Source organism: Pseudomonas furukawaii (assembly GCF_002355475.1).
GTDB lineage: Bacteria > Pseudomonadota > Gammaproteobacteria > Pseudomonadales > Pseudomonadaceae > Metapseudomonas > Metapseudomonas furukawaii.
This window is the reverse complement of the sequence record NZ_AP014862.1, coordinates 2,315,271-2,338,684: the sequence shown is the minus strand read 5'-3', so window position 1 is coordinate 2,338,684 and position 23,414 is coordinate 2,315,271. Positions and strand designations below refer to the sequence as shown.

Annotated in this window: 29 protein-coding genes; 23 read left to right on the top strand and 6 right to left on the bottom strand. The window is 64.0% G+C overall.

The genetic code is table 11. From position 1 onward, the window contains the following. The first annotated feature begins 92 nt into the window (after positions 1 to 92). From KF707C_RS10925 to KF707C_RS10840, 18 genes are all read left to right on the top strand, one after another. Entirely contained in the window at positions 93 to 914 is an 822-nt protein-coding gene (locus KF707C_RS10925; RefSeq protein ID WP_051050752.1) for a hypothetical protein, read from the top strand. Between the two features lie 262 nt (positions 915 to 1,176). Continuing rightward, complete coding sequence (locus KF707C_RS10920; RefSeq protein ID WP_003454155.1) at positions 1,177 to 3,168, top strand: conjugal transfer protein TraG; 1,992 nt, start codon at positions 1,177 to 1,179, stop codon at positions 3,166 to 3,168. Beyond that, on the top strand, positions 3,165 to 3,599 hold the full coding sequence (locus KF707C_RS10915; protein WP_003454156.1) for a hypothetical protein: 435 nt from the start codon (positions 3,165 to 3,167) through the stop codon (positions 3,597 to 3,599). The genes KF707C_RS10920 and KF707C_RS10915 overlap by 4 nt, the downstream gene beginning before the upstream one ends. Next, on the top strand, positions 3,596 to 4,600 hold the full coding sequence (trbB, locus tag KF707C_RS10910) for a P-type conjugative transfer ATPase TrbB (protein ID WP_003454157.1): 1,005 nt from the start codon (positions 3,596 to 3,598) through the stop codon (positions 4,598 to 4,600). Before KF707C_RS10915 ends, trbB begins: the two co-directional genes overlap by 4 nt. After that, entirely contained in the window at positions 4,597 to 4,938 is a 342-nt protein-coding gene (locus KF707C_RS10905; RefSeq protein ID WP_036993377.1) for a TrbC/VirB2 family protein, read from the top strand. The genes trbB and KF707C_RS10905 overlap by 4 nt, the downstream gene beginning before the upstream one ends. Next, positions 4,935 to 5,207: a VirB3 family type IV secretion system protein gene (locus KF707C_RS10900; protein WP_003454162.1), complete on the top strand. Its 273-nt coding sequence runs from the start codon at positions 4,935 to 4,937 to the stop codon at positions 5,205 to 5,207. The genes KF707C_RS10905 and KF707C_RS10900 overlap by 4 nt, the downstream gene beginning before the upstream one ends. A 10-nt stretch (positions 5,208 to 5,217) precedes the next feature. Beyond that, entirely contained in the window at positions 5,218 to 7,647 is a 2,430-nt protein-coding gene (trbE, locus tag KF707C_RS10895; RefSeq protein WP_003454165.1) for a conjugal transfer protein TrbE, read from the top strand. After that, positions 7,644 to 8,378: a P-type conjugative transfer protein TrbJ gene (gene trbJ, locus KF707C_RS10890; protein ID WP_003454167.1), complete on the top strand. Its 735-nt coding sequence runs from the start codon at positions 7,644 to 7,646 to the stop codon at positions 8,376 to 8,378. Before trbE ends, trbJ begins: the two co-directional genes overlap by 4 nt. A 12-nt stretch (positions 8,379 to 8,390) precedes the next feature. Continuing rightward, on the top strand, positions 8,391 to 8,576 hold the full coding sequence (locus KF707C_RS10885; RefSeq protein WP_003454169.1) for a hypothetical protein: 186 nt from the start codon (positions 8,391 to 8,393) through the stop codon (positions 8,574 to 8,576). Beyond that, positions 8,573 to 9,748, top strand: coding sequence for a P-type conjugative transfer protein TrbL (gene trbL / locus KF707C_RS10880; protein WP_003454171.1), 1,176 nt, complete (start codon positions 8,573 to 8,575; stop codon positions 9,746 to 9,748). The genes KF707C_RS10885 and trbL overlap by 4 nt, the downstream gene beginning before the upstream one ends. Before the next feature lie 12 nt (positions 9,749 to 9,760). Further along, complete coding sequence (trbF, locus tag KF707C_RS10875; RefSeq protein WP_003454174.1) at positions 9,761 to 10,468, top strand: conjugal transfer protein TrbF; 708 nt, start codon at positions 9,761 to 9,763, stop codon at positions 10,466 to 10,468. Beyond that, positions 10,465 to 11,451: a P-type conjugative transfer protein TrbG gene (trbG, locus tag KF707C_RS10870; protein WP_003454176.1), complete on the top strand. Its 987-nt coding sequence runs from the start codon at positions 10,465 to 10,467 to the stop codon at positions 11,449 to 11,451. Before trbF ends, trbG begins: the two co-directional genes overlap by 4 nt. 2 nt (positions 11,452 to 11,453) lie before the next feature. Next, complete coding sequence (locus KF707C_RS10865) at positions 11,454 to 12,728, top strand: TrbI/VirB10 family protein (protein ID WP_003454179.1); 1,275 nt, start codon at positions 11,454 to 11,456, stop codon at positions 12,726 to 12,728. Continuing rightward, positions 12,725 to 12,955, top strand: a complete 231-nt coding sequence (locus tag KF707C_RS10860; protein WP_036993380.1) for a DUF2274 domain-containing protein — start codon at positions 12,725 to 12,727, stop codon at positions 12,953 to 12,955. The genes KF707C_RS10865 and KF707C_RS10860 overlap by 4 nt, the downstream gene beginning before the upstream one ends. Positions 12,956 to 13,068: 113 nt before the next feature. Next, positions 13,069 to 13,347, top strand: coding sequence for a type II toxin-antitoxin system RelE/ParE family toxin (locus tag KF707C_RS10855; protein WP_036993382.1), 279 nt, complete (start codon positions 13,069 to 13,071; stop codon positions 13,345 to 13,347). 15 nt (positions 13,348 to 13,362) lie between these two features. After that, a complete protein-coding gene (locus KF707C_RS10850; RefSeq protein WP_003454184.1) occupies positions 13,363 to 13,650 on the top strand; it encodes a HigA family addiction module antitoxin in 288 nt (95 codons plus the stop codon). A 69-nt stretch (positions 13,651 to 13,719) separates the two neighbouring features. After that, positions 13,720 to 13,962 carry a helix-turn-helix domain-containing protein gene (locus KF707C_RS30140; protein ID WP_269148419.1) on the top strand — a complete coding sequence of 81 codons (243 nt, stop codon included), beginning with the start codon at positions 13,720 to 13,722 and terminating at the stop codon, positions 13,960 to 13,962. Positions 13,963 to 13,993: 31 nt separating this feature from the next. After that, entirely contained in the window at positions 13,994 to 14,278 is a 285-nt protein-coding gene (locus tag KF707C_RS10840; RefSeq protein ID WP_036993384.1) for a pyocin activator PrtN family protein, read from the top strand. Here the strand turns inward: KF707C_RS10840 and KF707C_RS10835 are convergent. Continuing rightward, positions 14,244 to 15,395, bottom strand: a complete 1,152-nt coding sequence (locus tag KF707C_RS10835; protein WP_003454186.1) for a site-specific integrase — start codon at positions 15,393 to 15,395, stop codon at positions 14,244 to 14,246. The two genes, KF707C_RS10840 and KF707C_RS10835, sit on opposite strands and share 35 nt — an antisense overlap. Positions 15,396 to 15,512: 117 nt before the next feature. Here KF707C_RS10835 and dusA point away from each other — a divergent pair, with 117 nt between their 5' ends. Beyond that, positions 15,513 to 16,523, top strand: coding sequence for a tRNA dihydrouridine(20/20a) synthase DusA (gene dusA, locus KF707C_RS10830; protein WP_081608105.1), 1,011 nt, complete (start codon positions 15,513 to 15,515; stop codon positions 16,521 to 16,523). Here dusA and KF707C_RS10825 read toward each other — a convergent pair. Further along, on the bottom strand, positions 16,493 to 16,876 hold the full coding sequence (locus KF707C_RS10825; protein WP_003454190.1) for a hypothetical protein: 384 nt from the start codon (positions 16,874 to 16,876) through the stop codon (positions 16,493 to 16,495). The genes dusA and KF707C_RS10825 overlap by 31 nt on opposite strands. 248 nt (positions 16,877 to 17,124) lie before the next feature. Here KF707C_RS10825 and tal point away from each other — a divergent pair, with 248 nt between their 5' ends. Further along, entirely contained in the window at positions 17,125 to 18,048 is a 924-nt protein-coding gene (tal, locus tag KF707C_RS10820) for a transaldolase (RefSeq protein ID WP_003454193.1), read from the top strand. 102 nt (positions 18,049 to 18,150) lie between these two features. On the opposite strand, the gene rssC is transcribed toward tal, so the two are convergent. Both rssC and rssB read right to left on the bottom strand, forming a co-directional pair. Then, positions 18,151 to 18,633 carry an anti-sigma factor antagonist RssC gene (gene rssC, locus KF707C_RS10815; protein ID WP_003454195.1) on the bottom strand — a complete coding sequence of 161 codons (483 nt, stop codon included), beginning with the start codon at positions 18,631 to 18,633 and terminating at the stop codon, positions 18,151 to 18,153. Continuing rightward, a complete protein-coding gene (gene rssB / locus KF707C_RS10810; protein ID WP_003454198.1) occupies positions 18,630 to 19,814 on the bottom strand; it encodes a two-component system response regulator RssB in 1,185 nt (394 codons plus the stop codon). The genes rssC and rssB overlap by 4 nt, the downstream gene beginning before the upstream one ends. Positions 19,815 to 20,030: 216 nt before the next feature. Between rssB and KF707C_RS10805 the strand changes: the two genes are divergently transcribed. Next, the gene (locus KF707C_RS10805) at positions 20,031 to 20,330 is read left to right on the top strand and encodes a PilZ domain-containing protein (RefSeq protein WP_003454201.1); all 300 of its coding nucleotides are present in this window, start codon (positions 20,031 to 20,033) and stop codon (positions 20,328 to 20,330) included. A gap of 61 nt (positions 20,331 to 20,391) precedes the next feature. Here the strand turns inward: KF707C_RS10805 and KF707C_RS10800 are convergent, their stop codons facing one another. After that, on the bottom strand, positions 20,392 to 21,093 hold the full coding sequence (locus tag KF707C_RS10800) for an MlaA family lipoprotein (protein WP_003454203.1): 702 nt from the start codon (positions 21,091 to 21,093) through the stop codon (positions 20,392 to 20,394). 296 nt (positions 21,094 to 21,389) lie between these two features. Here KF707C_RS10800 and KF707C_RS10795 point away from each other — a divergent pair, with 296 nt between their 5' ends. Together KF707C_RS10795 and KF707C_RS10790 are read left to right on the top strand one after the other, a co-directional pair. Then, a complete protein-coding gene (locus KF707C_RS10795) occupies positions 21,390 to 22,130 on the top strand; it encodes a hypothetical protein (protein WP_003454205.1) in 741 nt (246 codons plus the stop codon). 132 nt (positions 22,131 to 22,262) lie between these two features. Then, the gene (locus tag KF707C_RS10790; protein ID WP_003454210.1) at positions 22,263 to 22,526 is read left to right on the top strand and encodes a DUF4404 family protein; all 264 of its coding nucleotides are present in this window, start codon (positions 22,263 to 22,265) and stop codon (positions 22,524 to 22,526) included. 46 nt (positions 22,527 to 22,572) lie between these two features. Here KF707C_RS10790 and queF read toward each other — a convergent pair whose 3' ends face one another. After that, positions 22,573 to 23,403 carry an NADPH-dependent 7-cyano-7-deazaguanine reductase QueF gene (gene queF / locus KF707C_RS10785; RefSeq protein WP_003454211.1) on the bottom strand — a complete coding sequence of 277 codons (831 nt, stop codon included), beginning with the start codon at positions 23,401 to 23,403 and terminating at the stop codon, positions 22,573 to 22,575. Positions 23,404 to 23,414: the final 11 nt, after the last annotated feature.

The following is a 23,414-nucleotide window of genomic DNA, read 5'->3' as shown; positions in this document are numbered from 1 at the left end:
CTCGGTTTTGAGGCTTGAACGAGTCTACGAAACCAGGAGCGACTCATAGAAGCCGCTGGCATAATTATCAAATTCGAATAGGGAACATCAGGATGTACGAAGAGCGGTTCATTGCTTTTGTAGATATTTTGGGATTTGGCAAGCTAGTAGAGAGAAGCGCCGTTACACCTAATCTTCCTCAGAAGATACTTGATGCCCTGATGGCGATGCATCCGACACAGATTGAAGCTGAGCTTTTCACTACCGTTAATGTAGAACTAATCCCTGCGGAAGAGCTAGAGCGGGTTCGAGAAACCGCTCGATACATGTCAACAATCCAGCAGCAAATGCATCCAGTTAGCATTAACTACTTTTCTGATAGCTTGGTTTTATCAGCCCGCGCTGATGATGTGATTGCGTCGCAAATGGTTCTGGATCTACTCACTAAAATCAGCACAATGATGTGGATGTCACACAGCCTATTGCTTCGTGGTGGTGTGACAGTCGGGGAGCTAGTCCACATCCAAGGTGGCCCTATGTTCGGGCCAGCAATGAATCAAGCATATTTACTTGAGTCCAAGAAGGCCGACCATCCTAGATTCTTGATTGACAAGCACTGTATCGAACGTTACAGGACTGTTGATACATTTAGACTGTTCGAGTCGTTCATCCAAGAAGATGGTGATTACTACTACGCCTCTCTTGCTACTGCTTTCAGGCACATTTTGAATGACAGTTCACTGGTCATGTCCGGTGAGAAAGTTCTTCGAAAGTTCCGGCAAGCGATGCTGAATGCTCCAGCAGATATCGAAAAACTGCGGGAACAGTTCAAAGACGACGACAGAGTACGCCCAAAATATGAATGGCTGACCAAGGAGTTTGAGGCACGAATTCCTGAAGTGAATCCGCCGTATCCGTGTGAGGATGACGATTGAGTCGCCCCAGATTTTGCAGACACTCCATGACCGCTTTTGGCCGGTCTCTGCCCATATCAACTGGCAGCTGTGGTCGACGTCTGCCAGCAGGGCACGCCGTACCCTGTTGATTCCCTACCCCAGCCCCCGCAGCCAGAACAGTTGTCGCCTCGATCTTAATTACCCGCGAATCGGTCTTTGACCCCTCCCCCGCCAATGCCGAACCTCTCGCCCGCGGCACATCGGCGTGCCGAGTGCTTGATCGGAGAGGTTGGGTTCAGGGATGCAAGCGACGACGGTGCTGTACGGCCAGGTGCTGGTGGTGTTGGCCATCACCCTGTCCGGGGTGTGGGGTGCCACACAGTGGACGGCTGCCGAGCTTGGCTACCAGTCTCGCCTGGGAGCGCCCTGGTTCGAATGGCTGGGCATGCCCGTCTATCACCCTTGGCGTCTGTTCGAGTGGTGGTTTTTCTTCGATGCCTATGCGCCGGATGTCTTCAACGTCGGCGGCAGCATCGCCGCCTGCAGCAGCCTGCTGGCCTTGGTGGTGGCTATCGGCATGGCCCTCTGGAGGGCGCGCCAGGCTCGGCAGGTCACGACCTACGGGTCGGCACGCTGGGCCGATGCGGATGAGGTGCGCCGCGCCGGGCTGACCCAACCGGCGGGGGTATTCCTTGGCCTGTTCGAGGAGCAGTACCTGCGCCATGAAGGCCCGGAGCATGTGCTGGCCTTCGCACCGACGCGCTCTGGCAAAGGTGTCGGCCTGGTAGTCCCCACCCTCCTCTCCTGGCCGGCCTCCGCCGTCATCCATGACATCAAGGGTGAGAACTGGAACCTGACCGCTGGCTGGCGTTCGCGCTTCTCCCATTGCCTGCTGTTCAACCCCACCGACCCGGCTTCGGCGGCCTACAACCCGCTGCTGGAGGTACGTCGCGGCACCCACGAAGTGCGAGACGTGCAGAACATCGCCGACATCCTGGTCGACCCGGAGGGCGCGCTGGAGCGCCGCAATCACTGGGAAAAGACCAGCCATGCACTGCTGGTCGGCGCCATCCTGCATGTGCTCTATGCCGGCCAGGACAAGACCCTGCGTGGCGTCGCCAACTTCCTCTCGGACCCGTCCTGTACCTTCGAGCTGACCCTGCACCGGATGATGAGCACACCCCACCTGGGCGACGCGCCTCATCCGGTGGTGGCCTCCGCCGCGCGGGAGGTGCTGAACAAGAGCGAGAACGAGCGTTCGGGCGTGCTGTCGACGGCCATGTCCTTCCTCGGCCTATACCGTGATCCGACGGTCGCCGAGGTCACCTCGCGTTGCGACTGGCGGATCGCCGATCTCATCTCAGCCGAGCATCCCGTATCCCTGTACCTGGTGGTGCCGCCCTCGGACATCAGCCGTACCAAGCCGCTGATTCGCCTGCTCCTCAACCAGATCGGCCGGCGCCTGACCGAATCACTCGATGGCACCGACGGCATCGAACGCCGACACAAGCTGCTGCTGATGCTCGACGAATTTCCCGCGCTGGGGCGGCTGGATTTCTTCGAGTCGGCGCTGGCCTTCATGGCCGGCTACGGACTGCGCGCCTTCCTCATCTCGCAGTCGCTCAACCAGATCGACAAGGCCTACGGCCAGAACCATTCGATCCTCGACAACTGCCATGTGCGGGTGACCTTCGCCACCAACGACGAGCGCACCGCCAAGCGCATCTCCGAAACGCTGGGCACCGCCACCGAGCTGCGCGCACAACGCAACTATGCCGGCCATCGCCTGGCGCCCTGGCTGGGGCACCTGATGGTCTCGCGCCAGGAGACGGCTCGCCCGTTGCTGACTCCGGGTGAGGTGATGCAACTGCCCACCGACGAATCGGTGGTGATGCTCTCCGGCCATGCGCCGATCCGGGCCAAGAAGTTGCGCTACTTCACCGACACCAACTTCCAGCGTCGGGCACTGCCAGCGCCACGGCTAGGGCCTGGTCGCTACGCCGACGCACCCACCGCGCGACCGGACGATTGGAGTGGCTTGGCCGTCCCCTCGGCCATTGACGCTCCGCAGACAGGACCGGCCAGCGGCGAGTCCCTCGAGGACGGCGGCCCCCGCCGCCAGCCCGAGCTGGCGGAAATCGCCCAGTTGCCTGACCTCGACGAGCTGGCCAGCGACCTGCTGTTGCTCGATGAGGACGACACCCCGGCCCTCTTCCCTACCCAGCCCGATCCGCGCCTGCAGCGCGCAGCGCGGCTGGCCGCCCTCGACCCTGACGATGGAATCGCCCTATGAGCCGAACCCGCCTGAACCTGTTCATCCAACCCGAACACGCCAAACGCCTGAACGAGCTGGCGATCACCAAGGGGGTGTCGAAGTCCTCGATCATCGCCGCAGCCCTCGCTTCCTGGCTGTCACCAGACTCCGGGGAACAGCGCGAGGTGGCCATGGCCAAGCGGCTGGATCGGCTGTCGCGCCAGTTCGAGCGACTGGAGCGCGACCAGAACATCCTGATCGAGACCGTCGCGCTCTACGTGCGCTACTACCTCACCGTCAGCACGCCAGTGCCCGAGGCTCATCAGGACGCGGCACGCGCGCAGGGCAAGCTGCGCTTCACCCAGTTCGTCGAGCAACTGGGGCGCCACCTGCAGCGCGGGCGCAGTCTGGTCAGTGACCTGCATGAGGCCGCTCCGTCAGAAGCCCAGGCTGCGGGGGACCGTCCATGACCACCGCCTCCCCGATGCGGAGCGCAGCAGCGGCCTCCCTGGATCGCCGAGCCCGCATGCTGCGCACGGCGATGGGCCCACTGATCGCCGCCGCCCTGGATGATCCGGATGTGGTCGAGGTCATGCTCAACCCCGACGGTGTGCTCTGGCTGGATCGCCTGTCCAACGGCCGCTCGCGACTGGGCACGCTGCCCGCCGCCGACGGCGAGCGGATCATCCGCCTGGTTGCCGCGCATATCGGCGTCGAAGTGCACCGGGGCAAGCCCCTGCTCAGCGCCGAGTTGCCGGAGTCCGGCGAGCGCTTCGAAGGTGTACTGCCGCCCGTGGCAGTCGGGCCGACCTTTGCCCTGCGCAAACGTGCCGCCAGCGTCATTCCCCTGCAGCAATACGTGGCCGACGGAGTCCTCGACGCCGCACAAGCCGACTACCTGCGTGTCGCCGTGCGCGACCGGCAGAACATCCTCGTTGCCGGTGGTACCAGCACCGGCAAGACCACCCTGGCCAACGCCCTGCTGGCCGAGGTGGCCGGCACCGGTGACCGCGTGCTGGTCCTGGAGGACACGGTCGAACTGCAATGCCCTGCCCTCGATCATGTCGCCCTGCGCACCAAGCCCGGCGTGGTGTCCATGGCCGACCTGGTGCGCTCCACCCTGCGCCTGCGCCCCGATCGGGTGGTAGTCGGTGAGGTACGGGGCGGCGAAGCCCTGGACCTGGTCAAGGCCTGGGGCACCGGCCACCCCGGCGGTATCGCCACCCTCCACGCCAGCTCCGCCCAGGGCGCCCTGCTACGCCTGGAACAACTGATCCTGGAAGTCGCCCTGACCGCGCCACGGGCCCTGATCGCCGAGGCCATCAACCTGGTGGTGTTCCTTGCCGGGCGCGGCCGCGCCCGCCATGTGCAGCAGATCGCTCGCGTCATTGGCCATGACGAGCGCGGCTATCAGCTGACTTCGATCGACGCCCTACTTTCTCCTTCATCCACGACAGGGAATCAGCCATGACTCTCCTCCATACGTTCGTTGCTTTTCGTCGTCGTGCCGCCAGCGCACTCCTACTGGGCGCACTTTGCCTGGGCGTGTGCGTTCCGGTATTCGCCGCAGGCTCCGGCATGCCCTGGGAAGGGCCACTGCAATCGATCCTCGACTCCGTGCAGGGCCCGGTGGCACGCATCGTCGCGGTGATCATCATCATCACCACCGGCCTGACGCTGGCCTTCGGCGATACCAGCGGCGGCTTCCGCAAGCTGATCCAGATCGTCTTCGGCCTGTCCATCGCCTTTGCCGCGTCGTCGTTCTTCCTCAGCTTCTTCAGCTTCTCCGGCGGGGCGGTGGTTGCATGAACGGCGAGCGCACTCTCATCCCCGGTTTCGAAGTGCCGCTGCACCGCGCACTGACCGAGCCAATCCTGCTCGGCGGCGCGCCACGCAACGTGGCCATCCTCAACGGCACCCTCGCGGCCGTGGTCGGCCTGGGCCTGCAGCTATGGATTCCGGGCCTGGTGCTCTGGCTGGTCGGCCACTCGCTGGCCCTCTGGGGCGCCCGCCTCGATACGCAGTTCCTGCAGGTCTTCGCCCGGCACATCAAGCAACCCCCGCTGTTGGACGTATAAGGGAGCCGCCATGCTGAACCTCACCGAATACCAGCGTCGTCCCACGCAGCTGGCCGACTGGCTGCCCTGGGCCGGGCTGGTTGCCCCGGGCGTGGTGCTGAACAAGGATGGCGCCTTCCAGCGCACCTTGCGTTTTCGCGGTCCGGACCTGGACAGCGCCACCCAAGGCGAGTTGGTGGCCACCTCGGCGCGCCTGAACAATGCCCTGCGCCGACTGGGTTCGGGCTGGGCGCTGTTCATCGAGGCCGAGCGCCTGGCGGCGGCGGGCTATCCCGACAGCGACTTTCCCGAGCCGCTGTCCTGGCTGGTGGACGAGGAGCGCCGTGCCGCCTTCGAGGCCCAAGGCCGACACTTCGAGAGTGCCTACCACCTGACGCTGCTCTACCTGCCGCCGGAAGAGTCACGCTCCCGCGCCGCCGGCCTGCTCTACGAGCACCGGGCGCATCGCGGCGTCGACTGGCACGAGCGGCTGGCCGCCTTCATCGTCGAGGGAGATCGCTTCTTCGACCTGCTGGACGGGGTGATGCCCGAGCTGGCCTGGCTCGACGACAGCCAAACGCTGACCTACCTGCACGCCACGGTGTCGACGCACCGCCAGCGAATCGAGGTGCCGGAGGTGCCTTTCCACCTGGATACGCTGCTGGCCGACTGTCCGCTGGCCACGGGTCTGGCACCGCGACTAGGCGAGCAGCACCTGCGCGTGCTCTCGGTTCGCGGCTTTCCCACCTCGACCTGGCCGGGCCTGCTGGATGACCTCAACCGCCTGGGCATCCCCTATCGCTGGTCGACCCGCTTCATCTGCCTGGACAAGGACGAGACCGAGAAGGAGCTGGTGCGCCTGCGCCGGCAATGGTTTGCCAAGCGCAAGGGCGTCCTGGCGCTGCTGCGCGAAGCGCTCTTCCAGCAGGAAAGCCCCCTGCTCGACAGCGATGCGGCGAACAAGGCCAGCGACGCCGATGGGGCGTTGCAGGAACTGGGCGCCGACCAGGTCGCCTTTGGCTACCTGACCGCCACCGTGACGGTGAGCGACTGCGATGCCCAGGTCGCTGACGAGAAGTTGCGACTGGTGGAGCGGGTGATCCAGGGACGCGGCTTCGTCACACTTGCCGAGAGCCTCAACGCCGTGGAGGCCTGGCTGTCGTCCATCCCCGGCAATGCCTACGCCAATGTGCGGCAGCCGCTGGTGTCCACCCTCAACCTGGCGCACCTGATGCCGGTGTCGGCAGTCTGGGCCGGCCCCGCGCGCAACCGTCACCTCGACGGTCCGCCTCTGGTAGTGACACGCACGGATGGCGCAACGCCGTTCCGGCTGGTCACCCATGTCGGCGACGTCGGCCACACCCTGGTGGCCGGCCCCACCGGCATGGGCAAGTCGGTGCTGCTGGCGACCCTGGCCCTGCAGTTCCGTCGCTACCCGGGCGCGCGCCTGTTTCTCTTCGACATGGGGCGCTCGCTGCGCGCGACGGTGCTGGGCCTGGGCGGCGAGCACTACGAGCTGGGCGGCGATGGCGACCTGGCCTTCCAGCCCCTGGCGCGCATCGACCAGGCCGGCTACCGCGCCTGGGCCGCCGAGTGGCTGGAGGCGCGCCTGCTGCAGGAAGGGGTGGCCGTCGGCCCCGAGCAGAAGGCTGCACTTTGGACGGCGCTGGACAGCCTGGCTGGTGCGCCCGAGGCGCAGCGCACACTGACCGGCCTGTGCGTGCTTCTTCAGGACAACGCTTTGCGCCAGGCGTTGCAGCCCTATGTGCTGGGTGGAGCCCACGGCCAGTTGCTGGACGCTGATCGCGATCGGCTGGGCATGGCCGATGTGCAGTGCTTCGAGATGGAGGAGCTGATGCACAGCAAGGCGGCGGTGGCCGCCGTGCTGGGCTACCTGTTCGCGCGCTTCGAGGAACGCTTCGACGGCGCGCCGACGCTGCTGATCCTCGACGAGGCCTGGTTGTTCCTCGACGAGCCGCTGTTCGCCGCGCGCATCCGCCAATGGCTCAAGACCCTGCGCAAGAAGAATGTCTCGGTGATCTTCGCCACCCAGTCGTTGGCCGACATCAAGGATTCCAGCATCGCCGCGGCGATCATCGAGAGCTGCGCCAGCCGCATCTTCCTGCCCAACCCGCAGGCCAGTGAGCCGCAGATCCGCGGCATCTACCAGGGCTTCGGCCTCAACGACCGGCAGATCGAGATCATCACCCAAGCCACGCCCAAGCGCGATTACTACTACCAGTCGCGTCTGGGCAATCGGCTGTTCGACCTTGACCTCGGGCCCGTGGCGCTGGCCTTCGCTGCCTCCGCCAGCCCGGCCGAGCAACGAGCAATCAGCCGGGTCCTCCAGGAGTCCGGTCCAGCGGATTTCGCCGCCGCCTGGCTACGCCACCGCAGCCTGGACTGGGCCGCCGACCTGCTCGCCTCCCATCCCACACCACGCAAGGAGTGCCTGCCATGACGCTTCGTAATTGCCGTTTCTCACACGCGGCCCTGTTGATGCTGGGCCTGCTGGCCTTCCAACCGGCCAGCGCGCTCACCGTGATCGACCCGACCAACCTCGCGCAGAACACCCTGACCGCTGTGCGTGCGCTGGAGATGGTCAACAACCAGGTCCGTCAGTTGCAGAACGAGGCCCAGATGCTGCTGAACCAGGGCCGCCACCTGGCGACCTTGGACTACAACGTGGTCAATCGGCTGCGCAGGAACCTCGCCACCACGTCGCGCTTGTTGGCGGAGGCCCAAGGACTCGCCTACGAAGTGCAGCGCCTGGATCAGGAGTTTGCCCGCCTGTATCCAGCCGTCTACGCGAACAGCGTCACCGGCGAACGAATGGCGCAGGAAGCGCGTGAGCGCTGGAAGCAGGGTCTTGAGGGACTGCACACCGCCATGCGGATACAGGCACAGGTGGCGCAGAACCTGGCCCAGGACGAGAACGTGCTGGCCGACCTCGTGCAGCAAAGCCAGTCGTCCGGTGGCGCGCTGCAGGCGGCCCAGGCCACCAACCAATTGCTGGCCTTGCAGGCCAAGCAGTCGATCCAGGCGCAGCAGTTGCAGATCGCCCAGAACCGCGCCATCGCCCTGGAGCTCGCCCGGCAGGCAGCGGCAGCCGAGGAGGCCCGGGAGTTGCGGCGACGCTTCATGGGTAGCGGCACGCCCTACACCCCTTACCCCGTGCAGTTCTATCGGTAGGGAGGCCGCCCCATGAAAATCCTGGCGTTGCTGCCACTACTGGCACTGGCCGCCTGCGGACGTGGCGACGATGACGTTGTGGCGCGGCAATACGACTCGACCGAGCGTTTCTACTCCGGTTGCGCTCGCCCCGGCGAGTTCCTCACCCCTGAGACCCTGCCCGCCATCCCGCCGAGCTTCGACGAGAACGTGCCATGAACGATGTCAGCGTGATCGACCGCTTCCTCGACGTCTTCGGGCTGTATATCGACACGGGCTTCGGCCTGCTCGGCGGCGAGGTGGCCTTTCTCACCCTGACCCTGGTGGCCATCGACATGACCCTGGCCGGGCTGCTCTGGGCCATGGGCGGCGAGGACGTCAGCACCAAGCTGATCCGCAAGATCCTCTACGTCGGCGCCTTCGCCTTTATCATCGGCAACTTCAACGCGCTGGCGAAGATCCTCTTCAACTCCTTCGCGGGGTTGGGCCTGCTGGCGGCGGGCTCGGCGCTAAGCCCTGCCGAGTTCCTGAAGCCGGGGCGGTTGGCCTCCATTGGCGTCGATGCAGGAGGCCCCCTCCTTGAGCAGATCAGCACGCTCAGCGGATTTCCAGGCGTCTTCGAAAACCTGCACAGCATCACGGTGCTGTTTCTGGCCTGGTTGGTGGTGATCGTCAGCTTCTTCTTCCTGGCCATCCAGCTGTTCGTCACCCTGATCGAATTCAAGCTGACCACCCTCGCCGGCTTCGTCCTGGTCCCCTTCGCCCTCTGGAACAAGACGGCCTTCCTCGCCGAGAAGGTCCTGGGCAACGTGGTGGCGTCTGGCATCAAGGTCCTGGTACTGGCGGTGATCGTCGGCATCGGCAGCGGGTTGTTCGCAGAGTTCCAGGCCGTTCCGAACAAACCCTCCATCGACCATGCCCTGGTGGTCATGCTCGCCGCGCTGGCCTTGCTGGGCCTGGGCATCTTCGGTCCGGGCATCGCCACCGGGCTGGTCTCCGGCGCCCCGCAACTGGGGGCCGGTGCAGCCGCCGGTACTGCTCTCGGTGTTACGGGCATGGCCGCAGGCGCAGCCGCGGTGGCGACGGGCGTCGGCAGTGCCGTGCTGGCCGGCGCCCGTATGGCACCTGGTACGGCACGCCTCGCCATGGGTGGAGCCCGTTCCTTGGCTGGCATGCCTTCTGGGTCGGCCGCTGGCGGTGCAATGACTGGTGGCTCGCCAACTACTGACAGCCCATCCATGCCCCACGCCAAACAGCCCGACTGGGCCAGGCGCCTGCAACGCAAGCAGCAGCTCACCCAGGCTGCTACCACGGTCGCGCACACCCTGCGTGCTGGCGATGGTGGTGGCTCATCCCCCGGGCCGCAGATCCGCGACCCATCGAATTCGTAAAGGAGGACGAAGATGCGTTTCAAACGTCCGCGGGTGCGCTACAGCGACACCCCGCAACCAGTAACGCCCTACCAAGCCGCGGCGCAGGCCTGGGACCGACGCATGGGCAGCAGCCTGGCGCAGGCACGCAACTGGCGACTGATGGCCTTCGGTTGCCTGGGCCTGGCCCTGCTGATGGCCGGCGGCCTGCTCTGGCGCTCAGCCCAGTCGGTGGTCACGCCCTACGTGGTGGAGGTCGACAACACCGGCCAGGTGCGTGCCGTGGGCGAGGCCGCCAGCCCCTATCTACCGCAGGATGCGCAGGTCGCCCACCATCTGGCGCGTTTTATCGAGCGGGTGCGCTCGCTGTCCATCGACCCGGTGGTGGTGCGGCAGAACTGGCTGGAGGCCTATCACTTCACCACCGACCGCGGCGCCGCCACGCTCAATGACTACGCCCGTGCCAACGATCCGTTCACCCGCGTGGGCAAGGAGTCGGTGACGGTGGAGGTCACCAGCGTAGTGCGCGCCAGCGACAGATCGTTCCAGGTGCGCTGGAACGAGCACCGCTTCGTCAATGGGGCGACCGCCGGACTGGAGCGCTGGACGGCGGTGATCTCGGTGGTCCTGCAGCCTCCGCGGACCGAGGAGAAGTTGCGCCGCAACCCGCTCGGCATCTACGTCAACGCCCTGTCATGGAGCCGTGAACTGGACACTACGGAAGGAGCCAAGAAGCCATGAAAACCTCCCTGAGCCTCTGTATCTGCCCTCTGCTGCTAAGCATGATGGCCGGCTGCGCCAGCCAGGAGCCGCCGGTTATCGCCCTGGACGAACCGGTGGAGGCGCAGCGCCTGCCGGAGCCGCCCAAGCCCATCGAGGTGGTGGAGATGCCCAAGCCATTAGCCCTGCCGGCGCAGCTCAAGCCGCTGGCGGAAACCATGGCCGATAAGCCGACCGCAGAACCGGCCGATGAGCGCACGCGCGTCTCGCGCGCCAACCGCGACGCCCGGGTCGCACCGAGCCGGGAGGGCTATATCAACGCCATCCAGGTTTGGCCCTACTCCGACGGCGCCCTGTACCAGGTGTACACCAGCCCGGGGCGAGTCACGGCAATCAACCTGCAGACCGGCGAGGAACTGGTCACCGTGGCCGCCGGCGACACGGTGCGCTGGATCGTCGGAGATACCTCCAGCGGCAGCGGCGATGAGTTGCGCACCAGCGTGCTGGTCAAGCCGACGCGGGTCGACCTCAAGACCAATCTGGTAATCACCACCACACGGCGCACCTACCTGATCGAACTGACCTCCACCGAGCAAGCCTGGATGGCTTCGGTGTCCTGGGACTACCCCAAGGACCGCATGCTTGCCCTGCAGCGCCGCGCCATGGCTGCGAAAACGGCGGCCCCAGTCGATGCTGGCCTCAGGTTGGAGCAGTTGCGCTTTCGCTATGCCATCAGCGGCAGCAACCCGCCCTGGAAGCCGCTTCGCGCCTTCGATGACGGCAGGAAGGTGTACATCCAGTTTCCCGCCGGCATCGCCCAGGGTGAGTTGCCGCCTTTGTTCGTGATCGGCTCGGAAGGTGATGGTCAACTGGTCAACTACCGCTTCCGCTCGCCCTACTACATCGTCGACCGCCTGTTCGGGGCGGCCGAGCTGCGCCTGGGCGCCGACAAGGGCGACGTGGTACGAATCGAGCGCACCGATGGCGTGGCACGGAGGCCCTGAGCATGACGGCCAAGGACGACATCCAAAGCCCGGCTGAATCGCTACCGCCGAAGGAGGCACCTGAATCGCTGGAGCTGCGCGCCAAGCCGCGCCCTGTCACTCGCCTCAACCCACGCATGCTGGCGGTAGTGGTCGGCGGCCTATCGGCTGCGGTACTTGGAGCCATGCTGTGGTCGCTGCAGCCGCTGCAGCCGCAGCAGCGCCGCCAGGGCGACGAGCCGAACGAACTGTACAACGTCGACCGCGTGGCGCGGTCCGAGGGGCTGGAGCAGCTACCGGCAGATTACTCTCAGTTGCCGCCTGCCCCTGCTCCCGAAGTGCCGCAACTGGGGCCGCCGCTGCCCGGTGATCTGGGCGGGCCGATCCTCAGGGCCGAGCAGCAGGCACAGGGCTATGGCCATGGTCCGGACGCCGCTGAAGCTGAGCGCCTTGCCCGGCTCAAGGAAGCCGATGAAGCAGCGCACTCCTCGGTGTTTTTCCAGACCGGCAGCGCGAGGAACTCGAATATCGCCTCCACTGGGGGCGCTCAACTCGATCCCACGGCTCTGAGTATGGCTTCGTCAGGCGCAGTAGCCGCCGCTGCGGGAACACCAACCCAGCAAGAGCAGAACGACGCGTTTCTCAGTAGATCCGCAAATGCGCAAATCCGTAATTCCGGATTGCTGCAGATGCCCGACTCGCCCTACCAAGTGATGGCCGGCACCGTCATCGCAGCGGCACTGGTCACCGGTATCAAGTCGGATCTACCCGGCGACGTGATCGCCACAGTGACCGAACCGGTCTACGACAGTGCCACCGGCCAGCACGTGCTGATCCCTCAAGGCGCGCGTCTGCTGGGCCGCTACAACAGCCAGGTGAGCTACGGACAAAGCCGCGTGCAGGTGGTGTGGCAGCGGGTGATCCTGCCGGACACCTCATCCTTCCAGCTCGACAACCTGGTCGGTACCGACGCCGCCGGCTATGCCGGCCTGGAGGATGGCGTCGACTGGCATTGGGATCGCATCGTCGCTGGCGCAGCCATGACCAGCCTGCTGGGCATCGGCGCAGAACTGGCCGCGCCGGAGAATCGCACCGACGGTAATCGGATCATCATCGCCGGGCGCGACAGCCTGCAGGACACGGTGAACCAGGTCGGCCAGGAGGTCACCCGTCGCAACCTCGATATCCAGCCCACGCTGACCCAGCGCCCAGGCCTGCCCCTGCGGGTGATCGTCAACCGCGACCTGGTGCTGCGCCCCTATCAGCCCTTCACAACTCAACAAAGGAACCTGCCATGAGCACGACCAAGCTGCGTCTCGGCCCCTTGCCGAAAACCGAGAACCTGAAGCTGACCTTCACCTGCCCGGCTAGCCTGAAAGCCGACCTTGAGCGCTACGCGGCGCTGCACTCGCAAACCTACGGCGAAGAGGTCGATGCTCTGACGCTAATCCCGCACATGCTGGAGGCGTTCATGGCCCGGGATCGGGGGTTCAGGAGAGCCAACGCTAGGGCAGACGGGGGGTAGTTGATAGTCCTCATGCGCACGTCCCAGCAAACCCCAGGCGAACGACAGAATGCCGCAGCAAGACTATCCCTTCACGGTTGAAAACCGTGACCTAACACATCACACTTAATGCCATGATCATAAGCTTCCGGCACAAAGGCCTGCGCATCTTTTACGAATCTGGTTCCACCAAAGGCATCCGAGCCGACCACGCCAAGCGTCTGGGCCGAATGCTGAGTTTAATGGATCGTGCCCGCGAGCCAGCCGATCTGGACATACCTGGCTGGCGGCTACACCCGCTCAAAGGGGAACGGGAAGAATTCTGGTCGCTCATGGTCAACGGCAATTGGCGCGTGATCTTTCGCTTCGTGGGTAACGACATAGAACTCGTCGATTACCTTGACTACCATTGAACAGAAGGGGTCCCCATGGTCATGTTCAACCCGCCGCATCCTGGCGAAACCCTGCTCGAGGATGTGCTCCCCGCTCTAGGTATCAGCATTGCAGAACTGGCACGACGTCTTGGTTTTGCACGTGAAACCCTGTCGCGGATCCTGCATGGCCGTGCACCAATCAGCCCAGATCTGGCCGTTCGCCTGGAAATGGCCGGGATTGGCAGCGCTCGGGTCTGGCTGGGCGTACAGGCCGACTACGACCTGTGGCAAGCCAGGCATCGCGAACAACCGCCCATTGAACGATTTGCCGCGATCGCCTGATGGCGTCCAGGTCATTGCGGCAGTGAAGCTTGTAGGCGCTTTTCACCACCAGGCTGGAAATCAGCCCCTATCGAGGCCTGCTGGCACCATGCTCAGGAGGCGCGACTCGCACAGAACCTCTCCCGCAAGTCCCTGGCGCAGATGGCAGGAGTTTCCGAATCGACTATCAAACGGTTCGAGTCCAATGGACAGATCACCCTCGATGCCCTGGTGCTCATCGCCACGGCACATGGCGCCACACGCCAAGCCCCCTCCTCCACGCCATCGTGCGACACAGGTGGTTTGCCACTGAGTAAAGCGACCATAGCCTGAACCCACCGGAATAGTGCGATGGCATGGAGCAATGAAAACACTGTTTTTGCTGATGGCGCAGTACGACGGGCAGGCAATAATCCCGCTGGATCGAGTCTGTCAGGACTACTTTTCACATCTCAGTCCCGACATGTTTCAGCGCAAGGTCCTAAGTGGTGCACTGAAAATCCCCATTGTGCGCATGGAGCAGAGCCAAAAGTCTGCCAGGGGAGTGCACATTCAGGATCTGGCCAATTACCTCGACAGCCGGCGTCTAGAGGCGATCAGAGAGCGTGACCAACTCAGCGGCGGCCACCGCGTCGGGAGAGGCCATTGAGCGTCCGATCTCCGAACTTCACGCTTGAAGCCAATATCTTCGGAAGCCAAACCCATTCGGCGTACGGGTCACCCCTTCCATTCAGATGGGTATAGCGTCGCAGTGAATTCCAATCCCTGTGGCCGGAAACGCTCGCTACCCGAGGGATGTCCCAGCTCATCTCAAACAGTCGACTGACGCCGTCGTGTCGAAGATCGTGAAAGTGAAGATCCTTCACTCCAGCACGCTCGCATGCCCGACTCCAGGAAGCGGACACCGATTCACTGTTGTAAGGGAAAATCTCGTCGCATACACGCGGCATGCTTTCAACGATCGCCCATGCTTCATCAGGCAGGTGGCACCACACGTTGTTGCCAATCTTGTCGCCAGGATTCTTCATATCCCGAACCAACACGGCTTGCCGCGACTCATCCAGATCATCCCAGCGAATACGGCAAATTTCCTCTTGTCGGCGCGTTGAGAAGATGGCGAAGCCCGCAACCTTCAACATATTGATCGTGCTTGGTCGACTGCACAGGACTTTCTCGAGCTCCGTGAAAATCAGGTCAAGCTCCTCAAGAGAAGGTCGGCGGTCACGCTCTCGACTCTTCAGTCTGTACCCCAGTTTGGCCAGCACTTTTCGCGCATCCGCCATCGCATGCGGTTCGATGCTGGCCCCCCAGGCAGGGCGGGCGACAGCGAGCACAGCACCTAGGTGAGCGAGATCATTACCAACGGTCTGCGGCTTTACTCCGCCCCCCTCCGCACTCATTCGCCATAAAGCGTAATCGACCAGCACTTGCGAGGTGATGCCGCGATCCTCGTACTCGCCCAGGTAGCTCTTTGCAATAGCCTCAAGGGTTGCCTTCTTGGTTTTACCAATCGGCCTGGCCTTGGCGTGCTCCCGAAGGTAAGTCTCAATCATCGATGCAACTGTGACCCCGGGACGATTCGCACGCTCTATCGCACCCGGCTCGCTAAGCTCAGTCTCTCGTCGCCTGGCCCAGGCCTGCGCAGCCTGTTTGCGAGAGAATGTCTGGCTCTCTTGGTAGACTTGCGCCCCATTCTTCTTGATCCGGATTTGCACGGTGTAGCGGAGCGAGCCGTCCGCACTCTTTCGGGCTCGGATGGTTGCCACGGCAGTCTGCCCTCCTGGCTGGTGGTACAAGAAATTTCTCAGGTGGTACATTTTACCACCCACTTGAAATTTATGCCCGAAAACCCCTGAAAACACGTTGAAAACGCGACACACTAAATGCCCCTAGAATCAGCTTCCGCACCAGCAACCACGCGCCCTGCCCTATCCCGCCGCTTCTCCGTTGCGCCGATGATGGATTGGACAGACAGGCATTGTCGCTTCTTCCTGCGCCAGCTTTCCCGGCAGGCCCTGCTTTACACCGAGATGGTCACGACAGGGGCGCTTTTGCACGGAGACAGGGAGCGCTTCCTGCGACACGACGAGACGGAGCATCCGCTGGCGCTGCAGCTCGGCGGCAGCGTGCCGCAGGACTTGGCGGCGTGCGCGAGGATGGCCCAGGACGCGGGTTACGACGAAGTGAACCTGAACGTCGGATGCCCCAGCGACCGAGTGCAGAACAACATGATCGGCGCCTGCCTGATGGGGCATCCCGCTCTGGTGGCCGATTGCGTGAAGGCGATGCTGGACGCGGTGGAGATTCCGGTGACGGTGAAGCATCGCATCGGCATCAACGGCCGGGACAGCTACGCGGAACTCTGTGATTTCGTGGGACAGGTCCGCGAGGCCGGTTGCCAGAGCTTTACGGTGCATGCGCGAATCGCCATCCTCGAGGGCCTGTCGCCCAAGGAGAATCGCGAGATTCCGCCGCTGCGCTACGAGGTGGCGGCGCAGTTGAAGCAGGACTTCCCGGACCTGGAGATCATCCTCAACGGCGGCATCAAGACCCTGGACGAGTGCCGCGCGCATCTGGAGCACTTCGATGGCGTGATGCTGGGCCGAGAGGCGTACCACAATCCCTACTTGCTGGCCGAGGTGGATGCCGCCCTGTTCGGCAGCGATACGCCGCCCATCGGTCGCGCCGAGGCGCTGGAAGCCATTCGGCCCTATATCGAGCGCCATCTCCGGGAAGGCGGCGTCATGCACCATATCACCCGGCATGTGCTTGGCCTGGCTCAGGGGTTTCCCGGCGCCAGACGCTTCCGCCAGCTTCTCTCGGTGGACGTGCACAAGACCACTGATCCGCTGGGCCTGCTGGATCAGGCGGCCGAGTTGCTGCGCGGTCGCTGATCACCGGTCGGGGCCAGATTGGGCGCCAGACGGTAGCGATGAGCCCCCTCGGCGATCACCAGGCCGCTGTCCACCATGCGCCCCAGGACCTGGCGTACGCTCACCAGGGTGAGGGGCTCACCGGCGTCCTGCAGCCGCTCGTGGAGCCGCCGACTGGACAGTTCACCCCCTTCCCATGAAGCCAGGTAAAGGATCTCGAGGACCTTGAGGCGTGGCATGCTGGTCTTCAGACCGGCGCGCCTGAGCATCTCCCGAAGCCGACGCGGGTCCGGGGCCAGCAAGGCATCCTTGTCCATGGCGCGTAAGGGCGTGGGAAGCAGCGGTTTGGCCTGGACGTTGGCGCGTACTTGCATGTGGGTCTCCTTGTTGGTCGACAGCTCGGCAACTCCGACCTGCTTTCCCGGAGTTTTTCGGGCTCTCAGCTATGAAGACGGACGAGCGCGGATAAACCGCAACGAAAATGTGTAAATCTTTTCTTTACGGAACCTCCGGGGTCCTTTTCGTGGTCTGTACCCATGGACGCAAAAAGCCCTGCCGTCCCCGTTGAGCGGCCCCGGCCGCTCGGGTAAGGTCAGTTCATCCGTCACGACAAGGTTTCGCCATGACCTCCAAGCTGGACCAACTCAAGCAATACACCACTGTGGTCGCTGACACCGGCGACCTGGACGCTATCGCCCGCCTGAAACCGGTGGACGCCACCACCAACCCCTCCCTGCTGCTCAAGGCCGCCGCCATGCCGCGTTACGCCGAGCTGCTGGACAGCGCCGTCGCCGCCAGCGGCACCGACCTGGGGCTGGCTTGTGACCGCTTCGGCGTGGCCGTGGGCCAGGAGATCCTCAAGGTGATCCCCGGACGCATTTCCACCGAGGTGGACGCGCGCCTGTCATTCGATACCGACGCCACCCTGCGCCGCGCAGAGCGCCTGATCAGTCTGTACGAGGAGGCGGGCATCGGCCGGGAACGGGTACTGATCAAGATCGCCTCTACCTGGGAGGGGATCCGTGCCGCCGAACGGTTGGAGCGGAGTGGCGTCCAGACCAACCTGACGCTGCTGTTCAACTTCGCCCAGGCAGCGGCCTGCGCCGATGCGGGTGTGTTCCTGATCTCCCCCTTCGTCGGGCGTATCTACGACTGGTACAAGAAGGCCGAAGGTCGCGACTACAGCGGCGAAGAGGATCCGGGCGTGCAGTCGGTGGCGCGGATCTACCGCTACTACAAGGCCAATGGCTACGGCACCGTGGTGATGGGCGCGAGCTTCCGCAACCTTGGCCAGATCGAAGCACTGGCTGGCTGTGACCGCCTGACCATCAGCCCCGAACTGCTGCAGAAGCTGGCGGACGACCAGGGGCCGCTGGAGCGCAATCTGATGCCCGGCGAGGGCGAGCCCCGCCAGGTACTGGATGAAGTCAGCTTCCGTTGGCAGTTGAACGAAGACGCCATGGGTACCGAGAAGCTGGCCGAAGGTATTCGCCTGTTCGCCCGCGACCAGGAGAAGCTCGAAGCCCTGCTTGCCGCTCGCCGCTGATTCCGCACCAGGCGTGGCCAGCGCCGCGCCGGAAACGACGAACGCGCGCCATCCGAATGGAGGCGCGCGTTCTTTTCTATGGGCGTTGAGGAAAGGTGGGCGTCAGCCGCGTTCCAGGGCACTGACGAGATCGTGGAAGGCTTCGCGGTTGGACTCGTTGAGCCCCATCAGAATGCGGTGGGCTTCCAGCACCTTGTTACGCACCACGTCCTCGGTCTGGTCCTGGGGCGGCAGGTCCTCCAGGCACTCGGGACAAGGCAGCGGCTTGCCGACGATGTTGAATACCTGATCGAACCCCATCGACTGCAGGAGCCTGGTGATATCCGGGTGGGTGGTCACCACGGTGGGCAACAGGCCTACCTTCTGCCGCGAGAGGATCGACAGCTTGGCCAGGAGGCCCAGCGTGGTACTGTCGATGCTCTGGGTTTCCGTAAGATCGATGACGATCGCCGAAAAATTCAGCGCCGAGAAGATCTTTTCAATGGTCGCATCCAGGGCAGAGCACAGGGTTAGGCGGATTTCTCCGACGAACTTGAGGACGAAGGTTCCTTCCTGCTCGGCGAACTGGATTTTACCGGTACTCATGCAAGGTTCCTGCTCAACACCAGCAAGGCGATATCATCCGGCATCTCGCCCAGGCTGGCCAGCCCAAATACTTGTCGCAAGCCATCCAGACTGCCACCTGCCTCGCATACCAGCTTCGGCAGCGCGGCTTCCTTATCTTTGAGGGTTTCGCCGGGCAAAAGGTCCAGGATTCCATCAGACAACAACGTCAGGCTGTAGGACGACGGCAGGTCGATGACTCGATCATCATAGCTCGCCTCTTCAAACAGCCCCACTGGCAGCCCCTTGCCTTCCAGGTAGGCGGCCTTGCCATCGCTGTAGAGCACCGGCAACGGGAGATGCCCGCCGATGCTGTACGTCAGCTGCCCCGTCTCCGTATCGATGACGCCACCCAGCATGGTCACGTGCTTGCCCAGCCGCGTGTTGATGAGGCTACGGTTTATGTGGCCGAGCACCTCGGAGGGCCTGAACTCGGGCAGCGTGCCATTGCGTCGGGACTCGTAGAGCAGGCGCGTGGTCATGAACTTGAGCAATACGGTAACGAAGGCCGAGGAGGCTCCGTGACCCGACACGTCGGCCAGGTAGAAGGCGACACGCCGCTCATCCACCCTGAAGTAGTCGACGAAATCGCCCGACAAGTACAGGGACGGAATGATCTGGTGGGCGAAGTGCAGGCCATCCGCCTCCCAGGGTGTGACCGGCAACATGTTCATCTGGACCTGGCGACCAGCGTTCTGGTCCTCCTGCAGCAGGTGCAGGCTGGCCTGGAGCTCACGGTTGGCCGCTTCCAGCTTTTCGCGGTAACGGCGGTTCTCCAGGCGCAGGGCCGAACGGTCCAGGGCCCGACGCACCGAGTGCTCGAGTACGGCCAGGTCTTCCAGCGGCTTGATCAGGTAGTCGGCAGCGCCCAGGCGCAATGCCTCCACCGCGTCACTCATGACGCCGGCACCGGATACCACGATCACCGGGGTTTCGGATTCCAGGTCGGAGATGCGACGGATCAGCTCGAGACCATCGATCTGGGGCATGCGCAGATCGCAGATCACCAGGTCAGGGCGCTCATGCTCGAAAATCTGCAGCCCCTGCAGGCCGTTGCTAGCCTGTCGAACGCTGAATCCACTGTCTTCCAGATAGGCCGCGAGGCTCGCGCGCACTACCTCGTCGTCGTCAATAATCAGCAGCTTGGCACTGGGATTGTGCATGGAGTATCCAGGCAAACGGCGCCAGGGATGGGTTGTTGTAGCACCCGACCTAAGGCCCGAGCACAAGTACGGGGGTTCGCTTTACGGCGCAGACGGTACTCCCATCCGCAGGGCGATTCAAGCTTGCAGCGCGCACGGAACTCTGCCTTTACACCTGAAATCACCGGAAGTTATAAGAGGTTCAGCCCCGCTCCCAGACAACAGAAGGATCCACGCATGAGCCTGGACGACCGCAACTACAGCGAGAAACGCGACTTCATCCGCATGCAGGTGCAGACCAGGGCGATCCTGGAGCACGCGGGCCAGCGCTACCCCGCCCTTTGCCTGGACCTGTCCAGCAGCGGCATGCAGCTGGAAACCGAGGCTCCCCTCACGGTGGGCGACCGCGTGCGGGTGCTTATTCCCTCCGAGCACAGCGCGCTCAAGGGCCTGGAGGCCGAGGCCGAGGTGATCCGCATCGGTGAAGCCGACGGTGGCCGAAAGACGCTGGGCCTGACCGTCCTGAGCATGCGCTAGCACTGCAAAAGATAGAAACGAAAAAGGCGACCCAGGGTCGCCTTTTTCATGCCGCAGCGGCTTAGAAGTCGTCTTCGACTTCGCCGTCCTTCACCTTGAACTCGCGATTCTGCAGGTAGGCGTTGCGGATGAAGATGTACTTGTCACCGCTGATCAGCTTCTCCGCCGAGAGCAGGCTGGCGCGCGTATCCACCACGTCCACGGCACGGGTCACATTGCGGGTGGGCACGTGATCCATATGAGGATAGGGCTCGAGGAAAGCGTCCGGGATCTTGCCGCCCGCGTCCCGGACGGTGCTGGGGCCAAGGAACGGAATCACCAGGTACGGGCCGCTTTCCACGCCCCAGTAGCCCAGGGTCTGGCCGAAATCCTCGTCGTTGCGCTGCAGGCCCATCGGCGTTGCCACATCGAAGAAGCCGAGCAGGCCGAAGGTGGTGTTGAACACCAGGCGGCCGGTATCCACGCCAGCGTTGTGGAGCTTGAGCTGGAACAGGTCGTTGGCCAGGTTGCCCACGTCGCCGATGTTGTTGAAGACGTTGTGCACGCCGTCTTCCAGGAATTGCGGGGTCACCGCCTGATAACCCTTGGCGATGGGCTTCAGCGCGTAGGTGTCGAGGGTGTCGTTGAAACGGAACATCGCACGGTTGAAGCCCTCCCAGGGGTCTTCCTCCGACGCGGTGGCGGCAACCGGAAGCACCGCCAGGCTGACGCAGGCCAGGACACGGCCCAGAAGATCGAGCCACCGAGCACCGATCAATTGCATTGCAGACTCTCCTTCGGAAAAGTGGTGTGGCGGCCGGCCGCCCCGAGCAAAGGCGCGCAGTATAAGGCCAACGCCCGCTCAGGGCAGCATAGCGGACCGTCACAATGCCGGAAAAAACCTTGCTTCTTGTTGCCTGTCCCCTCGCCCGCCGAAGGCGATGGACCGTTGGGGTCGCGCCAACACCTCGCCCGATGACCGGTGGGGCCACGCGGGGGCGGGGAAGACCTGGTCATGGGCGTAATCTCGATGTCATGAGCACCGACTAACCTGGGCCAGACCTCGTCAGGACGACGCAGATGCCCCAGACTCGACCGCCCGCCTTCACCGCCCTCCTCTTCGGGCTCCCCGGCTGCCTCGTGGATTTCGGCGCCCGAACCCTGCCACTTGCCCTGAGCCGCCTGCTGCCGGAGCTTCCTCCACAACGCCTGGCCGAAGTTTCCACCCTGCCCCCGCGTGCCGCTCTGGACCAGGCCCTGGGTACCACCGCCAGCGACACCCAGTACGACGCTTTCCGGCTTCAATTGCTCGACGCCGCCAGCGAGCAGGCTGAAGCGGTCGCTGGCCTGGAGCGACTGGCCGAGGTCACGGACGGAGGGCGCCTCCCCTGTGCCTGGCTCGACGAGCTTCCCGCCGAGGTCAGCCGGCGCCTGGCGACCCCCTTGCCGGCCTGGCTCGGCGGCACCGATAGCACAGGCGCGCGCCCCTGGCCGGCACCGGATGGCTGCTGGCAGGCCCTGGCCCAGTTGGGCGTCGCACGACTGGAAGGTGCGGTTCTGATAAGCGCCAACCCGCGCCTGCTGCACGCGGGACTCAACGCCGGGCTCTGGACCGTTGGACTCGCCACCAGCGGCCCCCTCTGCGGCCTGGCCCCTGCCGACTGGCAGGCCCTCGCGGGCGTCGAACGTGATCGCCTGCGAGCCGCCGCCACCCTTGAGCTCTATCGGCTGGGCGCCCATTCGGTGGTGGACCACCTGGGCGAACTGGCGCCGTGCCTGGCCGATCTCGCCAGCCGCCGTGACAAGGGTGAGAAGCCCTAGCTTCCGCGCATTTGTTTCAGGTTTGATCCGGATCAGGCAAGGCCGTCGCGCCTGGATTAATCTCTAGAACATGAGGGACCTTTGCGCCTGCGCCAGGGTCCACTCCTGAGACATTCGCAAAGGGAGAACGACATGCCTGAACGCCTGCAGCAGCAACTGCAACAACTGCGCGACCAGTTGGCCCAGGAACCGCCGCTGGATGCGGAGGAGCGCGCATCGCTGATCGAGTTGATGCAGGAAATCGAATTGCGCCTGGCCGCCGAAGCCGCCGCGGCGCCGGACGCCACCCTGGTGGACGGCGTCAACCTCGCCGTCGAACGCTTCGAAGCCAGTCATCCCACCCTTGCCGGCACCTTGCGCAACATCATGCAGAGTCTGGCGAACATGGGCATCTGACCCCATCCCACACACAAAAACCCCGACGTTCACGTCGGGGTTTTCATTACTGCCGCACCAGTCGGCGATTGTCCACCCGGCACTCATGGGTGCTGCGGCAGGGATTGATATCCAGCCCACCGCGCCTAACGTAGCGCGCATAGACGGTCAGGCGCTCCGGCATCAGCAAGCGCTGGAGGTCGAGAAAAATGCGCTCCACGCACTGCTCATGGAAGTCCGCGTGCTGGCGGAAGCTCACCAGGTAGGCCAGGAAGCTGGCGTGATCCAGACGGTTCGGCCCCTTGTACTCCACGGCTACGGTGCCCCAGTCCGGCTGGCCGGTGACCGGGCAGTTGGACTTCAAGAGGTGGCTGTACAGCGCCTCGTCCGCCGCAACCGGCTCGACCTTGAGCAGTTCGGGGTGGGGATGGGAGTAGTTGTCGATGACCAGGTCCAGTTCGTCGATGCAGACACCGGCGAGCGGCGCGACGCCTTCGGCCTCCACCTCGGCGAGGCTGCGCACACGCACGGCGACCGGCGCGCCAGCTGCAGCGGAGAGGTCTCGCTCCAGCACCCGCGCCAACGCCTCGGCGCCCTCGAACACCGACTGGTTCAGGGAGTTCAGGTAGAGCTTGAAGGACTTGGACTCGATGATGTTGGGCGAGTCAGCGGGGATGGCGAACTCGCCGATGGCCACCACCGGCTTGCCCGATGCGGTCAGCCAGGAGAGTTCGTAGCAGTTCCAGTAGTCGACGCCTTTGTAAGGCAGGGTCTCGGCGGTCAGGCCGAGCTCGTTCCACTTGGTCTCCCGGGAGATGGGGAACAGCAATTCGGGGCTATAGCTGCTGACGTATTCACTGGATTTGCCCAGCGGGGAATGTTCGGCGGGGTGCTGCATGGACGCGGACC

Excerpts from the sequence above, each read along its gene's own strand:
- KF707C_RS10925 (WP_051050752.1), top strand. The coding sequence starts at position 93 with ATGTACGAAGAGCGGTTCATTGCTTTTGTAGATATTTTGGGATTTGGC.
- KF707C_RS10920 (WP_003454155.1), top strand. The coding sequence starts at position 1,177 with ATGCAAGCGACGACGGTGCTGTACGGCCAGGTGCTGGTGGTGTTGGCC.
- KF707C_RS10915 (WP_003454156.1), top strand. The coding sequence starts at position 3,165 with ATGAGCCGAACCCGCCTGAACCTGTTCATCCAACCCGAACACGCCAAA.
- trbB (WP_003454157.1), top strand. The coding sequence starts at position 3,596 with ATGACCACCGCCTCCCCGATGCGGAGCGCAGCAGCGGCCTCCCTGGAT.
- KF707C_RS10905 (WP_036993377.1), top strand. The coding sequence starts at position 4,597 with ATGACTCTCCTCCATACGTTCGTTGCTTTTCGTCGTCGTGCCGCCAGC.
- KF707C_RS10900 (WP_003454162.1), top strand. The coding sequence starts at position 4,935 with ATGAACGGCGAGCGCACTCTCATCCCCGGTTTCGAAGTGCCGCTGCAC.
- trbE (WP_003454165.1), top strand. The coding sequence starts at position 5,218 with ATGCTGAACCTCACCGAATACCAGCGTCGTCCCACGCAGCTGGCCGAC.
- trbJ (WP_003454167.1), top strand. The coding sequence starts at position 7,644 with ATGACGCTTCGTAATTGCCGTTTCTCACACGCGGCCCTGTTGATGCTG.
- KF707C_RS10885 (WP_003454169.1), top strand. The coding sequence starts at position 8,391 with ATGAAAATCCTGGCGTTGCTGCCACTACTGGCACTGGCCGCCTGCGGA.
- trbL (WP_003454171.1), top strand. The coding sequence starts at position 8,573 with ATGAACGATGTCAGCGTGATCGACCGCTTCCTCGACGTCTTCGGGCTG.
- trbF (WP_003454174.1), top strand. The coding sequence starts at position 9,761 with ATGCGTTTCAAACGTCCGCGGGTGCGCTACAGCGACACCCCGCAACCA.
- trbG (WP_003454176.1), top strand. The coding sequence starts at position 10,465 with ATGAAAACCTCCCTGAGCCTCTGTATCTGCCCTCTGCTGCTAAGCATG.
- KF707C_RS10865 (WP_003454179.1), top strand. The coding sequence starts at position 11,454 with ATGACGGCCAAGGACGACATCCAAAGCCCGGCTGAATCGCTACCGCCG.
- KF707C_RS10860 (WP_036993380.1), top strand. The coding sequence starts at position 12,725 with ATGAGCACGACCAAGCTGCGTCTCGGCCCCTTGCCGAAAACCGAGAAC.
- KF707C_RS10855 (WP_036993382.1), top strand. The coding sequence starts at position 13,069 with ATGATCATAAGCTTCCGGCACAAAGGCCTGCGCATCTTTTACGAATCT.
- KF707C_RS10850 (WP_003454184.1), top strand. The coding sequence starts at position 13,363 with ATGGTCATGTTCAACCCGCCGCATCCTGGCGAAACCCTGCTCGAGGAT.
- KF707C_RS10840 (WP_036993384.1), top strand. The coding sequence starts at position 13,994 with ATGAAAACACTGTTTTTGCTGATGGCGCAGTACGACGGGCAGGCAATA.
- dusA (WP_081608105.1), top strand. The coding sequence starts at position 15,513 with ATGCCCCTAGAATCAGCTTCCGCACCAGCAACCACGCGCCCTGCCCTA.
- KF707C_RS10825 (WP_003454190.1), bottom strand. The coding sequence starts at position 16,876 with ATGCAAGTACGCGCCAACGTCCAGGCCAAACCGCTGCTTCCCACGCCC.
- tal (WP_003454193.1), top strand. The coding sequence starts at position 17,125 with ATGACCTCCAAGCTGGACCAACTCAAGCAATACACCACTGTGGTCGCT.
- rssC (WP_003454195.1), bottom strand. The coding sequence starts at position 18,633 with ATGAGTACCGGTAAAATCCAGTTCGCCGAGCAGGAAGGAACCTTCGTC.
- rssB (WP_003454198.1), bottom strand. The coding sequence starts at position 19,814 with ATGCACAATCCCAGTGCCAAGCTGCTGATTATTGACGACGACGAGGTA.
- KF707C_RS10805 (WP_003454201.1), top strand. The coding sequence starts at position 20,031 with ATGAGCCTGGACGACCGCAACTACAGCGAGAAACGCGACTTCATCCGC.
- KF707C_RS10800 (WP_003454203.1), bottom strand. The coding sequence starts at position 21,093 with ATGCAATTGATCGGTGCTCGGTGGCTCGATCTTCTGGGCCGTGTCCTG.
- KF707C_RS10795 (WP_003454205.1), top strand. The coding sequence starts at position 21,390 with ATGCCCCAGACTCGACCGCCCGCCTTCACCGCCCTCCTCTTCGGGCTC.
- KF707C_RS10790 (WP_003454210.1), top strand. The coding sequence starts at position 22,263 with ATGCCTGAACGCCTGCAGCAGCAACTGCAACAACTGCGCGACCAGTTG.
- queF (WP_003454211.1), bottom strand. The coding sequence starts at position 23,403 with ATGCAGCACCCCGCCGAACATTCCCCGCTGGGCAAATCCAGTGAATAC.